General features: G+C 61.8%; 1 protein-coding gene. It reads left to right on the forward strand.

Translation table 11 applies throughout. The annotated features are described in order from the left end of the window. Positions 1-522 (forward strand): methylenetetrahydrofolate reductase C-terminal domain-containing protein (locus tag AB1462_RS31630; RefSeq protein WP_367249013.1); only part of this gene is annotated, 522 nt, incomplete at its 5' end. Between the last annotated feature and the right edge of the window lie 14 nt (positions 523-536).

Consider the following 536-nt stretch of genomic DNA (forward strand, 5'->3'; position numbering starts at 1 on the left):
GACTACAAGCCCGCTGACGTTTCTCCCCAGCGGCGCGTGCAGCGTTCATACGCTATTCGTTTGTGGTCGGTCCGCCATTCGCGCATGCTCGAATGGTTCTACGCGAAATTCGCGGACGCCTTTCTGCTGCTGCACCCGCTCTGGAAAGGCATCGGCTACAGCCGCGTCGAAGGCCCGGTGAAATTCGTCGAAAAGCGCGTAAAAGGCTTCATGTTCGATTGCCGCATGTGCGGGCAATGCGTGCTTTCATCGACGGGAATGTCCTGCCCGATGAACTGCCCCAAACAGTTGCGAAACGGGCCTTGCGGCGGCGTGCGCGCCAATGGAAATTGCGAAGTCGAGCCGGACATGCCCTGCGTTTGGGTCAAGGCGTGGGAAGGCTCTCAGCAAATGGTTCATGGCGACGCCATCCTGAACGTGCAGAAACCGGTCGATCAGTCGCTGCGCGAGACCTCCGCCTGGCTGCGCGTAACGGCACAGGCTGCAGCAGCACGCGATGCCGCCAACAGGCCAGCCGCATGACCCCGCCCCGCACG

It is taken from the genome of Pseudomonas sp. SB113, assembly GCF_040754745.1.
In the GTDB taxonomy this organism is placed as follows: domain Bacteria; phylum Pseudomonadota; class Gammaproteobacteria; order Pseudomonadales; family Pseudomonadaceae; genus Aquipseudomonas; species Aquipseudomonas grimontii.